Annotated in this window: 9 protein-coding genes; 1 reads left to right on the forward strand and 8 read right to left on the reverse strand. The window is 73.6% G+C overall.

Features of this window, described 5'->3' with window-relative positions:
* Positions 1 to 87: 87 nt before the first annotated feature.
* Positions 88 to 1,101: an agmatinase gene (gene speB / locus C4U03_RS31545; protein ID WP_103943080.1), complete on the forward strand. Its 1,014-nt coding sequence runs from the start codon at positions 88 to 90 to the stop codon at positions 1,099 to 1,101.
* Between the two features lie 197 nt (positions 1,102 to 1,298).
* On the opposite strand, the gene C4U03_RS31550 is transcribed toward speB, so the two are convergent.
* From C4U03_RS31550 to mutM, 8 genes are all read right to left on the reverse strand, one after another.
* Positions 1,299 to 3,761: a [protein-PII] uridylyltransferase gene (locus C4U03_RS31550; protein WP_235018268.1), complete on the reverse strand. Its 2,463-nt coding sequence runs from the start codon at positions 3,759 to 3,761 to the stop codon at positions 1,299 to 1,301.
* Between the two features lie 143 nt (positions 3,762 to 3,904).
* On the reverse strand, positions 3,905 to 4,243 hold the full coding sequence (locus C4U03_RS31555) for a P-II family nitrogen regulator (protein WP_103943084.1): 339 nt from the start codon (positions 4,241 to 4,243) through the stop codon (positions 3,905 to 3,907).
* 2 nt (positions 4,244 to 4,245) lie between these two features.
* A complete protein-coding gene (locus C4U03_RS31560) occupies positions 4,246 to 5,586 on the reverse strand; it encodes an ammonium transporter (protein WP_103943086.1) in 1,341 nt (446 codons plus the stop codon).
* A gap of 267 nt (positions 5,587 to 5,853) precedes the next feature.
* Positions 5,854 to 7,032 carry a signal recognition particle-docking protein FtsY gene (gene ftsY, locus C4U03_RS31565; protein ID WP_103943088.1) on the reverse strand — a complete coding sequence of 393 codons (1,179 nt, stop codon included), beginning with the start codon at positions 7,030 to 7,032 and terminating at the stop codon, positions 5,854 to 5,856.
* A gap of 136 nt (positions 7,033 to 7,168) precedes the next feature.
* The gene (gene smc, locus C4U03_RS31570; protein ID WP_103943090.1) at positions 7,169 to 10,825 is read right to left on the reverse strand and encodes a chromosome segregation protein SMC; all 3,657 of its coding nucleotides are present in this window, start codon (positions 10,823 to 10,825) and stop codon (positions 7,169 to 7,171) included.
* A gap of 293 nt (positions 10,826 to 11,118) precedes the next feature.
* Positions 11,119 to 11,316: a hypothetical protein gene (locus tag C4U03_RS31575; protein WP_103943092.1), complete on the reverse strand. Its 198-nt coding sequence runs from the start codon at positions 11,314 to 11,316 to the stop codon at positions 11,119 to 11,121.
* A gap of 176 nt (positions 11,317 to 11,492) precedes the next feature.
* On the reverse strand, positions 11,493 to 11,777 hold the full coding sequence (locus C4U03_RS31580; RefSeq protein ID WP_103943249.1) for an acylphosphatase: 285 nt from the start codon (positions 11,775 to 11,777) through the stop codon (positions 11,493 to 11,495).
* 17 nt (positions 11,778 to 11,794) lie between these two features.
* Positions 11,795 to 12,700, reverse strand: a complete 906-nt coding sequence (mutM, locus tag C4U03_RS31585) for a bifunctional DNA-formamidopyrimidine glycosylase/DNA-(apurinic or apyrimidinic site) lyase (protein ID WP_103943094.1) — start codon at positions 12,698 to 12,700, stop codon at positions 11,795 to 11,797.

Genomic DNA, 12,700 nt, shown 5'->3' on the forward strand with positions numbered 1-12,700 from the left:
GGGGACACCGTCCTGTATACGAAGTGCGCGCCGCCCCTCCACACCGGCGGTCGCAGGCAGTCTGGCCCAGCCCGTACCGTCGGGCTTATGACCAGGTATGGCCCCATGTTCGGCCCTGACTTCACCTTCCTCGGCGTGGACCGCTGCGACCTTACCGACCCGGAGTCGTTCGCCGACGCCGACATCGTCATCCTCGGCGCGCCCTTCGACGGCGGCACCTCGGCCCGCTCCGGCGCGCGGTTCGGCCCCAAGGCGCTGCGCGAGGCGTGCTACCTGCCCCACGACGGGTCCCGGCCCAGCCTGGCCCTGCGGGTGGACGGGCTGAAGGACCTGCGGGTGTACGACGCCGGCGACGTGGAGTGCTACTCGGGGGACGTGGAGACCAGCATCGCCAACATCGAGGAGGCCGTGCACACGATCGCCTCGTCCGGTGCGATCCCGCTGGTGCTGGGCGGCGACCACACGCTGGCGCTGCCGGACGCCCGGGGGGTGGCCCGCCACCACGGCTTCGGGCAGGTGTCGATGCTGCACTTCGACGCGCACGCCGACACTGGGAACATCGAGTTCGGGCACCTGTACGGGCATGGCCAGCCGATGCGGCGGCTGATCGAGTCGGGGGCGATCCGCGGCGACCGGTTCCTGCAGATCGGGCTGCGCGGCTACTGGCCGGAGCCGGAGACGCTGAGCTGGATGGCCCAGCAGCGGATGCGCTCGTACGAGATGACCGAGATCGTCAGCCGCGGCCTGGAGACCTGCCTGTCGGAGGCGTTCGCCATCGCGCTGGACGAGTGCGAGGGGGTGTTCCTGTCGGTGGACATCGACGTGTGCGACCCGGGCCACGCCCCCGGCACCGGCACCCCGGAGCCGGGCGGGCTGTCGGCCCGGCAACTGCTCGACTCGGTCCGGCGGATCTGCTACGAGCTGCCGGTGGTGGGCATGGAGATCGTCGAGGTGGCGCCGCCCTACGACCACGCCGACATCACCGCCTACCTCGGCAACCGGGTGGTGCTGGAGGCGCTGTCGGGCATGGCCCGCCGCCGCCACGACGCCGAGCACGGCACCACCTGGGACCCCACCCGCCCCCTGCTCGACGGCCGCTGACCCGTCCGTCCGCCACGGAACGCGTGCTCCAGACAGGCGCATGCTCTGGCCGGAACGCATGCTTCAGACGGAAGGCGTGCTCCAGACGGAAGGCATGCTCCAGACGGAAGGCGTGCTCTGGCCGTTGGCCTGCGGGTGACGGCGATCGCCAGGAGCCGGGGGGCCAGGGCGGCCGGCGCCGCCCGGCGGGGAGGGATTTAGCGGAGGGCGGCCAGGATTTTCTCGCGCAGGGACGACAGGGCGGCGGGGGTCTCCAGGGGGCGGCCCTCGCCGTCCACCACGTAGAAGACATCGACCGCCTCGGCGCCGAGCGTGTCCACCCTGGCGCCCACAACCTGCAGGCCGCAGGCGCCGATGGCCTGGCCGATCCGCCACAGCAGGCCAGGCCGGTCGTGCGCGCGGACCTCGACCACCGTGGCGGTGCTGGAGGCGTCGTCGACGATCGTGACCCGGGGCGGCGGCACCGGGACGCCGGGCCGCCTACGCACCGCGGCGGCGCGCTGCTCCAGCCGGGCCGCCACGTCCAGCCGCCCGGCGAGCATCCGGCGCAGGTCGGCCTCTAGGGCGGCGGGCTCGGGCGGGGTGCCGTACTCGGGGACGGCGACGAAGTCCAGCACGGCGGTGCCCACGTCGGCGGCCGAGAACACCCGGGCGGTCCGCACCACCAGCCGGTGCAGGGCCAGCACCCCGGCCGCCCGCCACAGCAGGCCGGGCCGGTCCCGTACCGCGACGGTGACCCGGGAGCCGACGACCCGGACGGACGCCCCGTCGTGGCGGGCCAGCGCCAGGTCCCCGGGGGCCGGGTGCAGGTCCTCGCGCGGGGGCGTGGTGCCGGTCAGCCGGGCGTCCACCCGCCGCACCAGCTCCTCGACCAGCCGGGCCTTCCAGGCGCCCCAGGCGGCGGGCCCGGTGGCCTGCGCGTCGGCGACCGCCAGCGCCGCCAGGATCTCCAGCACCTCCCGGCCCCGGCCGGGCACGGCGCACACGCCGTCCAGGACGGTCTGCACGGTCACCGGGTCGTCCAGGTCGCGCCGGGTGGCGGTGTCCGGCAGTAGCAGGTGGTGGCGGACGACCGTCTCCAGCACGTCGGCGTCGCCGTCGGCGAAGCCCATCCGGACGGCCATCTCGCGGGCCAGCACGGCGCCGGTACGGGAGTGGTCGCCGGGCAGCCCCTTGCCGATGTCGTGCAGCAGCGCCCCCACGAGCAGCAGGTCAGGGCGGGCGACGTCGCGGGTCATCGCGGCGGCCCCGGCGGCGGCCTCCACCAGGTGCCGGTCCACGGTGAACCGGTGGACGGGATTGCGCTGGGGCCGGTTGCGCACCCGCTCCCATTCGGGCAGCGCCCGGACGATCAGCCCGGCCTGGTCGAGGGCCTCCCACACGGTGATCGCCGGGGCCCCGGCGCCCAGCAGCGACACCAGAGCGTCCCGGGCCTCGGCGGGCCACGGCACCGGCAGCGGCGGGACCTTGTCGGCCAGCCGTTCCACAGTGGCGGGGGCCAGCGGCAGCCCGGCCTGGGCGGCGGCGGACGCCACCCGCAGCGGCAGCACCGGGTCGGTCAGGTCGGCGCCGCGGGCGAGTACGACCTCCCCGTCGTGCTCGACGGCCCCGTCGCCCACCGGCCGCCGTTCGATCCGGACGGCGCCCGCCGCGCGGACGCTGCGGCTCCGGTCGGCGCAGTAGCGGTCGACGTGCCGCCAAAGGTGGTCGGCGGCGTAGGTGACGGTACGGGCGGCCTCGACGATCGCGCGGAGCAGGGCGGTGCCGTCGGCCAGGCCCAGGGCCCGCGCCACGGCCTCGTGCTCCTGCAGGACGAGGCGGTCGGTGGCCCGTCCGGTCGTCTCGTGCAGTGCATGCCGGACGTCCAGCAGCAGGTCATGGGCGGCGCGCACCCGCTCGCCGGGGCCCGGCGCCGCCCAGGTGGCGGCCGCCGCCTGCATGACGTGGACATCGCGCAGCCCTCCCCTGGCCTCCTTGAGGTCGGGTTCGAGCAGAAACGCCAGCTCCCCTTGGTCGGCCCAGCGCCTCCGGGTCAGCTCGGCCAGCTCGGCCAGCCGCCGCCGGGCCTGCAGCCGCCAGTCGGCCAGCACCGCCGTGCGCAGCTGGTCGGCCAGCTCCTGGTCACCGGCCAGCCGGCGGGCGCCGAGCAGGCCCATGGCGGCCTTCAGGTCCGATCCGGCGACCTGCCTGGCCTCTTCGAGGGTGCGCACCGAGTGGTCCAGGCGCAGCCCGCGGTCCCAGATCGGGTACCACAGCCGGTCGGCGATCTCGGCGATGTCCGGCCGCCCGCGATGCACCAGCACCAGATCGAGGTCGCCGCCGGGGGTCAGCTCCCCGCGGCCGTGGCTGCCCACCGTGACCAGCGCGACCTCGTCCCCGGCCCCGGTCTCCGCCAGCAGTTCGGCCAGCCAGCGGTCGAGCTCGGCTCCCCGCCGCGCCCGCGCCGCCGCCAGCTCCGCACGCGCCCCGTCCGGCCCGCCGCCCCTGGCGTCCCCTCCGCCCCCCGCACCGTCCCGCCCAACGGCCGCAGCCGGCTCCTCAGCGGCCGGCCGGCCGGCCCCGCCGGTGGTCGCGGGCTGCGCTCCGGGGCCGTTCGCCGGTTCGGTGGGGGCGTCGATGTCCGTGTCCGTGCCCGTCTGCATGCCCGTCTCCGTGCTCACCGGCCGCTCCGCTCGCCGTCTCCGTCAAAGGTCGCCGTCTCCGCCAAAGGCGGAAGGGCGTCCCGTACCGCGGGCATCGCGGTTCGGGACGCCCTTCCTCGTCTCGCGTCCTGAGCGATCGCTCCCCCGATCCGAGGCCCCGGTTACAGGGCCTCGGCGCCGGTCTCCCCGGTGCGGACCCGCACGACCGTCTCGACCGGCACGGCCCAGACCTTGCCGTCACCGATCTTGCCGGTCTGCGCCGCCTTGACGATCACGTCGATGATGTCCTCGGCGTCGGCGTCGTCCACCAGCACCTCGACCCGCAGCTTGGGCACCAGGTCCACCTTGTACTCGGCGCCGCGGTAGACCTCGGTGTGGCCCTTCTGCCGGCCGTAGCCGCTGGCCTCGCTGACGGTCAGGCCCTTGACCCCGAAGGTCTCCAGGGCGGCCTTGACCTCGTCCAGCTTGAACGGCTTGATGACCGCGGTGATCAGTTTCATGGCTATGCCTCAACCTTCGTGGGGGCACTGTCGGCGACCTTCGCCGAGGGCAGCGGGGCGGCCGCCCCGGCACCGGCGTGGATGCCGCCGAAGTCGTAGGCGGTCTCGGCGTGCGAGGTGCTGTCGATGCCGGCGACCTCGTCCTCCTCGCCGATCCGGAAGCCCATCGTCATGTCGATGATCTTGCCGATGATGAAGGTGACGACGAAGGAGTACGCCAGCGTGGCGACCACGCCGACCGCCTGCTTGCCCAGCAGCCCGACGCCGCCGCCGGCCAGCAGCCCGTCGGCGCCGGCCTCGTTGACGGCCGTGGTGGCCAGGATGCCGATCAGCAGGGCGCCGACGATGCCGCCGACCATGTGCACACCGACCACGTCGAGCGAGTCGTCATAGCCCAGCTTGTACTTCAGGCTGACCGCAAAGGCGCACACGGCCCCGGTGACCAGGCCCAGCGCGATGGCGCCCAGCGGGGTGACGAACGCGCAGGCCGGGGTGATGCCCACCAGGCCGGCCACCGCGCCGGAGGCGATGCCCAGCGTCGTGGAGCTGCCGTCGCGCAGCTTCTCCACCACGATCCAGGCGAAGGCCGCCGCGCTGGTGGCGACGAGGGTGTTGATGAAGGCGACTGCGGCCGTCCCGTTGGCGCCCAGCGCGGAGCCGGCGTTGAAGCCGAACCAGCCGAACCACAGCAGCGCGGCGCCCAGCAGCACGAACGGCAGGTTGTGCGGGCGCATCGGGTCGCGCGGCCAGCCCTTGCGCTTGCCCAGCACCAGCGCCAGCGCCAGCGCGGCCGCACCGGCGTTGATGTGGACCACGGTGCCGCCGGCGAAGTCCAGCGCGCCCAGCCCGGCGCCGATCCAACCGCCCTCACCGTCCTCGGGGCCGAAGAACCACACCCAGTGGGCGATCGGGGCGTACACCAGGGTGGCCCACACGACCGTGAACACCACCCAGGCGCCGAACTTGGCACGGTCCGCGATCGCACCGCTGATCAGCGCGACGGTGATGATGGCGAAGGTGGCCTGGAAGGCCACGAAGACCAGCGAGGGGATGCCGCTGCCGTCGTCGGTGGTCGCCGAGGTCTCCAGCCCGACCAGGCCCCAGTCGCCCAGGCCGCCGATGAAACTGTTGAGGCCGCCGCCGTCGCTGAAAGCCAGCGAATAGCCGTACAGCACCCACACCATGCCCACGGTGGCCATGCTGACGAAGCTCATCATCATCATGTTCAGTACGCTCTTGGCCCGGGTCATGCCTCCGTAGAAGAAGGCCACGCCGGGGGTCATGAGCAGCACGAGTGCGGCGCTGGCCAGCACCCAGGCGGTACTACCGCTGTCGATCTTCATCTCGGAGAGAGCCCCTCCTCGGCACGGAACGTCTGACTGCGTTAGAGGTTCCGGCCCCGTGGTTTCACCCGAACGCCCCCGGTGTTTCAAGGGTGTGAAACCCGTACCCGTGATGTTTCGGAAGTGTTTCCGAAATCTCACCGCTGGTGCGTTCCAAGGCACCGGGGTTCCCGATCCCGCTATGGGATGAGCGACGTTTGGCATCCCTCCGGAAAGGGAAAGGCGCCCCACCCCGCGAAGGGTGGGGCGCCCGCGCCCAGATGACGGTCAGTCTCCGATGATGGCGTCCACGAACGCCTCCGCCTCGAACGGCGCCAGGTCGTCAGGGCCCTCGCCCAGTCCCACCAGCTTGACCGGCACACCCAGCTCGCGCTGCACCGCGATCACGATGCCGCCCTTGGCGGTGCCGTCCAGCTTGGTCAGCACGATGCCGGTGACGTTGACCACCTCGGCGAACACCCGGGCCTGCTGCATGCCGTTCTGACCGGTGGTGGCGTCCAGCACCAGCAGCACCTCGTCCACCGCGGCCTGCTTCTCCACCACCCGCTTGACCTTGCCGAGCTCGTCCATCAGCCCGGTCTTGGTGTGCAGCCGGCCGGCGGTGTCGACGATCACCGTGTCGACCTTGCCGTCGACGCCCCGCTTGACCGCGTCGAAGGCGACGCTGGCCGGGTCGGCGCCCTCGTCCTTACGCACCACCTGGGCACCCACCCGGGCGCCCCAGGTCTCCAGTTGGTCGGCGGCGGCGGCGCGGAAGGTGTCGGCGGCGCCCAGCACGACGCTGCGCCCGTCACCGACCAGCACCCGCGCCAGCTTCCCGCAGGTGGTGGTCTTGCCGGTGCCGTTGACGCCGACCACCATCACCACCGCGGGCCGGGTGCCGTGCGGCGCGGTGCGCAGCCCCCGGTCGGTGTCCTCGGCGAACCCGTCGCTGACCTGCTTGAGCAGCTCCTCCCGGAGCAGCCCACGGACCTGCGCGGGGGTGCGGGCGCCCAGCACCTGCACCCGGGTCCGCAGCGCCTCGGTGATCTCCCGGGACACCGTCACGCCGATATCGGCGCCGATCAGGGTGTCCTCGATCTCCTCCCAGGCCTCGTCGTCGAGCGTATCCCGCGACAGCAGCACCAGCAGCGTCCTGCCCAGCGCGTTCTGGGACCGCGCCAGCCTGGCCCGCAGCCGGACCAGCCGGCCCGCCGACGGCGGCGGGACCTCGATCTCCGGTTTGGGCGGCGCCACCGGCTCGGCCGGCGGCGCCGGCGGCGCGCGCTCCAGCGTGGGCGCCGCCTCTCGTTCCAGGACGGCGGTCGAGCCCTCGCCGGTCGGCTGCGACGGCGGCGGCGGAGCGGGCGGGCGGGTCGTGCGGCGCCCGGGCCTCAGCAGGAGCAGTCCGCCCACCACGACGGCGAGTACGGCCAGCGCGATGATGAGGAGGATCACAGGTTCCATAGCGCCCACCAGTGTTCCAGACACCCCGCCATGCCATCACCAAGGCCATCGCCAAGGCCACCGGCAGTTCCCCGGAGCGGACGGCGGGACGGCCCGTGTTCTCCGGGCCTTGCGGACATGCCCGGAAAAACGCCGATCAGGCCGATTCCCGCTCGCGCATCCGCTGGCTGATGACCTGGGTGACGCCGTCGCCGCGCATGCTGACGCCGTACAGCGCGTCGGCGCCCTCCATGGTGCGCTTCTGGTGGGTGATGATGATCAGCTGGGACGACTCCCGCAGTTCCTCCAGGATGCCCAGCAGCCGCTGGGTGTTGGTGTCGTCCAGCGCCGCCTCGACCTCGTCGAGCACGTAGAACGGGGAGGGGCGGGCTTTGAACACCGCCACCAGGATCGCGATCGCCACCAGCGACCGCTCCCCGCCCGACAGCAGCGACAGCCGCTTGACCTTCTTGCCGGGCGGGCGGGCCTCCACCTCCACGCCGGTGGCGAGCATGTCCTCGGGGTCGGTGAGCACCAGCCGGCCCTCCCCGCCGGGGAACAGCCGGGTGAAGATCCGCTCGAACTCGCGGGCGGTGTCGGCGAAGGCCTCGGCGAACACCCGCTGCACCCGGTCGTCCACCTCCTTGACCACGGTGAGCAGGTCGCGGCGGGTCTTCTTGAGGTCCTCCAGCTGGGAGGTCAGGAACGCGTGCCGCTCCTCCAGGGCGGCGAACTCCTCCAGCGCCAGCGGGTTGACCTTGCCGAGCTGGTTCAGCTTGCGCTCGGCGGCCTTGGCCCGCTTCTCCTGGACGGTCCGGTCGTAGGGCTCGGGCCGGGCGTCCTCCTCGGCGTCGGGCGCCGGGGGAACGAGCTGATCGGGGCCGTACTCGGCGATCAGGGTGGCGACCTCCAGCCCCATCTCCTCCATCGCCCGCTCCTGGAGCCGCTCCAGCCGCAGCCGCTGCTCGGCGCGGGCGACCTCGCTGCCGTGCACCACGTTGACCAGCTTCTCCAGCTGGGAGGACAGCTCCCGGACCTGGGTGCGTACCACCTTCAGCTCGGCCTCGCGGTCGGCCTTGGCCCGCTGCGCGGCCTCCCGTTCGGCGACGGCGGCGTGCAGGGACAGCTCGATCCGCTCCAGCGCGGCCCGGGCGCCCGCCAGCACGGCGCGGGCGACCTCGGCCTGCCGCCGCCGGCGGGCCCGTCGGGCGGCGGCCCTGGCGCGCTCCTCACGCTCGCGCCGCGCGCCCCGCTCCAGCGCGTCGGCCCGCCCGGCGATCGCCTGCACCCGCTCCTCGGCGGTACGGACCGACAGCCGGGCCTCCATCTCGGCGGAGCGGGCCTGCTGGACCCGCTCGGCGAGCAGTTCCCTGGTCTCGGTGTCCTCGCCGAGGTCGTCGGCGACCTCGGCGGCGGCCTCCGCCTCGGCCAGCTGAGCCTCCAGCTCGGCCACCGCCCGCAGGTCGTGCTCGCGGGCCTGGTTCGCGGCGTCCAGCGCCTTGCCGAGCCGCTCGACCTCGCCACGTGCCGCTCGCACCGCCGCCTCCAGTCGGGCGGCGTGCTTGGCCTCCTGCGCGGCCTGCGCCTCGAACTCCCGCAGCCTGCCGCGCGCCCGGTCCAGGACGGCCTGGGCCTGGTTGACGCCGCTCTGCGCCTGGTGGACAGCCGCCTGGGCGTCCTCCAGCGCCGCCTGGGCCGCGGCCTCGGCCTCGGCGGCGGCGGCCAGCGCGGACGCCGACTCCTCCGCCTGGGCGCGGGCGGCCTCCAGCGCCTCGACCGCCTCGTCCAGGGTGGCGCGCATCTGCAGCAGGCCCTGGGCGCCGCCTGCGCCGCCGCCCTGCGCCCAGTGCGCCCCGAGCAGGTCCCCGTCCCGGGTGACGGCCCGCAGGGCGGGCTCGCGCCGGACGAGCTCAGCGGCGGCGTCCAGGTCGTCCACCACGACCAGGCCGCGCAGCAGGGCCCGCAGCGCGGGGCGCAGCGCGTCGGGGACCGTGATCACGTCGGCCGCGTACCGCAGCCCCGGCGCCTGCGGCTCGTCGGGGGCCGGGCCGTCGCCGACGACCAGCCCGGCGCGCCCGGCGTCCTTGGCGCGCAGCAGCGCCAGCGCGGCCCGCGCGGTCTCCAGCGAGCCGACGGCGATGGCCTGCGCGGCCTCGCCCAGCGCGGCGGCCACGGCCGTCTCGTAGCCGGGCTCCACGGTGAGCTGGGACGCCACGGTGCCGAGCACCCCGTCCAGGCCCGCCGACAGCAGCACCTCGCCGCCGTCGGCGGCGCTGCCCAGCGTCAGCTCCAGCGCCTCGATACGGGCCTGGAGGGCGGCGACGTCCTTCTGGGCGGCCTGGTCGGCGCCGCGGGCCGCCGCGACAGCCTGGCGGGCGGCCTTGAGCGCCTGGCGGGGACCGTCCTCGGCGGCGCGGGCGGCCTCGACCGCCTCCTTGGCCGCCGCCAGCGCCTCCTGCGCCATCTCGTGCTCGGCGGCCAGCTCCGGGTCCTCGGCGACCTGGGCGTCGTAGGCCTCATACTCGGCCTGCGCGGCCTCGGCCCGCCGCGCAGCGTCGGCGCGGGCCTCGGCAAGGCGGCCGATCTCCGACTCGCCGGCCTGGGCCTTGCTGCGCAGCGCCCCGACCTGGCCGCGCAGCCGGGCCAGGCCCTCGCGGCGGTCGGCGGCGGCCCGGGCGGCGGCCTGCAGGCGGCGCTCCTCCTCGCGCAGGGCCTCCTCGGCCTCGGCGCGGGCCTCCACGGTGACCGACAGTCCCTCCTGAGCCTCCTCCAGGGCGGCGCGCAGCAGGTCCTCCTGCTCGCGGATCGCGACGGCCTCGCGTTCCATGTCCTCGGGGTCGCGGCCGCGCCGCTCCTCGCCGGTGTCCTCGGAGGCGTTGCGGTGGCGTTCGGCGGCCAGGTTGGCCACGCCCTGCAATCGTTCCTTCAACGACGACAGCCGGAACCAGGTGTCCTGGGCCCGGGCCAGCACGGGCGCGGCGGCCTGCTCCTCGGCCTCCAGCACGGCCTCGCGTTCCTGCGCGGCGGCCAGGGACTGCTCGACCTCGGCCCGGCGGCGCTTGACCGCGGCCTCGTCGGCGGCCTCCTGGTCGAGCCTGGTGCGCAGGGTGACCAGGTCGTCGGCCAGCAGCCGGGCCCGCGCGTCGCGCAGTTCGGCCTGGATGACGGCGGCCCGGCGGGCGATCTCGGCCTGCCGGCCCAGCGGCTTGAGCTGGCGGCGCAGCTCGCCGGTGAGGTCCTGGACGCGGGTCAGGTTGGCCTGCATCGCCTCCAGCTTGCGCAGCGCCTTCTCCTTGCGCTTGCGGTGCTTGAGGACCCCGGCGGCCTCCTCGATCACCGCGCGCCGCCCGTCGGGGCCGGAGTTGAGCGCGGCGTCCAGCATGCCCTGGCCGATGATCACGTGCATCTCCCGGCCGATGCCGGAGTCCGACAGCAGTTCCTGCACGTCCAGCAGCCGGCAGGGATCACCGTTGATGGCGTACTCGCTCTGCCCCGACCGGAACATCAGCCGGCTGATGGTGACCTCGGTGTAGTCGATGGGCAGGGCGCCGTCGGAGTTGTCGATGGTCAGCACGACCTCGGCGCGGCCCAGCGGGGGGCGGCTGGCGGTGCCGGCGAAGATGACGTCCTCCATCTTGCCGCCGCGCAGCGACTTGGCGCCCTGCTCGCCCATCACCCAGGCCAGGGCGTCCACGACGTTGGACTTGCCGGACCCGTTCGGCCCCACCACGCAGGTGATGCCGGGCTCGAAGCGCAGGGTGGTGGAGGACGCGAAGGACTTGAAGCCGCGCAACGTCAGACTCTTGAGGTACACGCGCGGACTCTCCTTGCCCTCCCTCGGGGATCACGCTCCGCACCCGGAACGGCGACGCCCCCGACTCGCTCCCGACCAGTGCGAACGATACCGCCCGTGCCTGCTCACGCAGCGGACCGCGGCCGTGGCCACCTGCTTGTTCCCAATGTGCCACGTTCGCCCGCGTTACGTCCTCGCTACGGCAAGAATGCGCAGGTCATGGGGTGTAGGCCCGGCACGGCCGGGGTACGAAAAGGGCAAAACATAAGGGACGCCGACTTCCGACGTCCCTGTGTTTTCCGTACCGGCACCCGTTACGTCAGTGCCGGTTCGCGGTCCTTCACTCCGAGAGACAGCACGTCCTCGCGCGCCTCCGCGGCCAGCGCGTCGTTCTCCGCCTGAAGCCGGACGAGCTCGGCTTCCAGATCACGTACTCGCCGCTGAAGGCGTCGCATCTCCGCGACCATCCGAGGGTCGGGACCGCCGACGTGGCCGAGTAGAGCCTTCGCCATGACTAAGGGTCCTCCACGCTGAGCAACCAGCAGGAATCGCGCCCGATGAGCGTTCATTACGGTGCGCGTATCATCTAGAGTCGCACCAGCCGGGGTGTCGGTCAAGATGGACATCACGGGCCGGTAACAACCTGTCGACACAAGTTTAGCAGGTACAAACCGGTTTCCCCTACCCGTCACCGCTCAACGAATCCGTCCAGGCCACCGCGGGGATCGGTCCAACGTTCGCTCACTCCGGCGACCCTTCCCGGGGCGCCCGGCCCGCGCAGCAGTTCCAGGAGCCGTTCACAGGAATCGCGGGGCCCCTCGGCGACCACCTCCACCCGGCCGTCGGACAGATTGGTGGCCGAGCCCACCAACCCCAGTTCCAGCGCCCGCGACCGTACCCACCAGCGAAAACCCACTCCCTGGACGCGTCCGCGCGCCCAGGCCGTCAGCCGTATCGGATCGTTGCCCGCCACGGCACGATCGTAGGAAATCAGAGTCTGGGGCGGCGCGGCCGGGGCTGGCAGCCGGGGCAACTGTAGGAGGAACGGTTCATGAACACGTCCCGGCGAATGGGCGTGCCGCACCGCCGGCACGGCTCGTCCCGCCGCCCGTACGCCTCCAAGGACCGTTCGAAGTAACCGCTCTCGCCGTTGACGTTCACGTACAGGCTGTCGAAGGAGGTGCCGCCGACGGCCAGCGCGGCCGACATCACCTCACGCGTCGCCTGGAGCACCCGCGTCACCTCCGCGCGGGTGAGATTCTCCGTGGCGCGGGCCCAGTGCAGCCGGGCCCGCCACAGCGCCTCGTCGGCGTAGATGTTGCCGACCCCGCTGATCAGCGACTGGTCCAGCAGCGCCCGCTTGATGCCGGTGCGCTTGCGGCGCAGCGCCCGGTAGAACGCCTCCTCGTCGAAGGCCTCCTCCAGCGGGTCGGGCGCGATGTGCGCCACCGGCTCGGGAACGGTCCCGTCGATCTCCGGGGCGCCCGGCCCGTCCCCGGCGGCGAAGGCGTCGGGGACCAGCTCGGTGACCATGACGTGGCCGAAGGTCCGCTGATCGACGAACCTCAGGTCATGGCCGTCGTCGGCGAACGTGACGCGGACCCTCAGATGCCTCTCCGGCGCCCGGTCCGGCTCACCGACCAGCAACTGGCCGCTCATGCCCAGATGGGCCAGCAACGCGCCCTCGCCGCCGGCCAGCGGCAGCCACAGGTACTTGCCCCGGCGGCGGGCGGCGGCGATCGTACGGCCGGCCAGCCGGCCCGCGAAGTCGTCGGCGCCGCCCGGCTGGCGGCGGACCGCCCGCGGATGCAGCACCTCGACCGCGGTGACGGTGCGGCCGCTCACCCAGCGGTCCAGTCCCCGGCGGACGACCTCCACCTCGGGCAGCTCGGGCAC

The sequence above is a fragment of the Thermomonospora echinospora genome (assembly GCF_900108175.1).
In the GTDB taxonomy this organism is placed as follows: Bacteria; Actinomycetota; Actinomycetes; order Streptosporangiales; family Streptosporangiaceae; genus Thermomonospora; species Thermomonospora echinospora.